Raw genomic sequence first — 1,393 nt, forward strand, 5'->3', positions numbered from 1 at the left:
TGACTCGTCCTAAAATAAGTTTACAGTTAAATTGATAATCCTGCCATAGGTTTACAGCCTTTATTTGTATAATAATTTTTCCAATATCTTTCTAACTTACCTTCCATTTGGTGAGCCTGCTCTGGGGTCAAGAGTCCAACACTCATATGAGGTCTTTCTTTATTGTAAATCTCTATTATTTCTCTTAGTAAGCCTTGCGCATGCGATAGATTTTTGATAATTATTTTAGCCAAGAACTCATCTTTAAGGATACCGTTTACTCTTTCTGCAATTGCATTTTCTAAAGGATTGCCATTCTGTGTCATACTAATTTGTAGGCCATAATCCTGCAATAAGGTTACATACTCATGTGAACAGTATTGGATACCTCTATCAGAATGATGGATTAATTTATCCACTTTTTGAGGTAAACTCTTTAAGGCCATTTTTAATGCTTCTACTGAACTTATGGCTAAAAGATTATCAGCTATATGATAGCCCATTATCTTTCTTGAATAGGTATCAGTAATAAGTGATAGATAAACAAAACCCTCATTTGTTTCCAGATAGGTAATATCCGATGCCCAAATCTGATTAGGCTTTATAGGCTCAATATCTTTAATTAAATTCGGATATTTTCTTAACCAATGAGAGGAAAAAGTGGTTTTTGTTTTCCTGTTTCTCCTTCTTACTAACAGTCCATGCTGAGATAATAAGTCAAATAAGGCATCTCTGCCCATTTTTATCTGATGCTCAATCATAAAAGCCTGAAGCATTCCATACAACTTTCTTGTGCCAATCATCGGTTGTCTCTGACGAATGGCATTGACCTTTTGTATGAGTAACTCTTCTTCAATCAGACAATCATTTGCTCTCCAAAAATACTGATAATAGGCTTGTCTAGTTATGCCAAACATTCTACATATTTGTCCTAAACCTATTGCTGGTTTGGCCTCTTTGAGGGCGTAGATTGTTTGGCAACGTACTTTTTTTTGATCTCTATTTTAAATTCCTGCTCTGCTATCTCAATCATTTTCTGATATGCCTCAGCTCTTAAATTAGCTTCTGCTAACTCCTTCTTAAGTCTATCAAGCTCTGATTCCTCAAATTGTACTTTTTTTGGTTTAGGTTGTGGCATTTGTAAACTAAGTTGCTCTTTTAAAGATAACGGCTTTATTTTATCTTTCAAACCGAATTGTCGTAACCATATTACGATCGCTGTTCTGCATTGTACACCATTTCTTCTTTGTATGGCTATTTTTGTCTCTGAACTATTCAGATATTCTTGGCATACTCTCCATTTAAAATCTAAATCATAGTGCAATTTGTTTTGGTTGTAACCTGAGCCTTTGTTTGTCTTTGTTCTTGCCATGTTTTTATTTAGGTTTGTGTAAACCTATTTCAGGACAAGACA

Annotated in this window: 2 protein-coding genes; both read right to left on the reverse strand. The window is 34.4% G+C overall.

Translation table 11 applies throughout. The annotated features are described in order from the left end of the window. Positions 1–26 precede the first annotated feature (26 nt). Positions 27–896, reverse strand: coding sequence for an IS3 family transposase (locus EWM59_RS27500; protein WP_229239446.1), 870 nt, complete (start codon positions 894–896; stop codon positions 27–29). Between the two features lie 20 nt (positions 897–916). Beyond that, the gene (locus tag EWM59_RS27505; RefSeq protein WP_130024375.1) at positions 917–1,351 is read right to left on the reverse strand and encodes a hypothetical protein; all 435 of its coding nucleotides are present in this window, start codon (positions 1,349–1,351) and stop codon (positions 917–919) included. Between the last annotated feature and the right edge of the window lie 42 nt (positions 1,352–1,393).

The sequence above is a fragment of the Emticicia agri genome (genome assembly GCF_004168285.1).
Classification (GTDB): domain Bacteria; phylum Bacteroidota; class Bacteroidia; order Cytophagales; family Spirosomataceae; genus Emticicia; species Emticicia agri.